Here is a 231-nt window from a genome sequence, read left to right as displayed (position 1 = left end):
GACACGATTTGCGCAATGGAAGAAGAGGGGGTTCAAAGTGTGGAGCCAACCGTGGAAGCGCGCGACGCTTGGGTTGGCACCTGCCGTGAAATCGCCGACATGACACTCTTCCCCAAAGCTGAAAGCTGGATCTTCGGTGCGAATATCCCCGGAAAGAAGAATGCAGTTATGTTCTACATGGCCGGAATTGGCAATTATCGCAATGCCATTAATGGGGTGAAAGATGACGGC

At 52.4% G+C, this 231-nt stretch carries 1 pseudogene; it reads left to right on the top strand.

Annotation, left to right across the window (positions count from 1 at the left end):
* Nucleotides 1–15: 15 nt before the first annotated feature.
* Nucleotides 16–231: pseudogene (locus A3764_RS21585) on the top strand (flavin-containing monooxygenase); the annotation flags it as partial.

It is taken from the genome of Sulfitobacter sp. HI0129 (assembly GCF_001635395.1).
Lineage (GTDB): Bacteria > Pseudomonadota > Alphaproteobacteria > Rhodobacterales > Rhodobacteraceae > Sulfitobacter.
The sequence above is the reverse complement of the archived record's forward strand: the minus strand, read 5'-3'. Positions and strand labels throughout refer to the sequence as shown.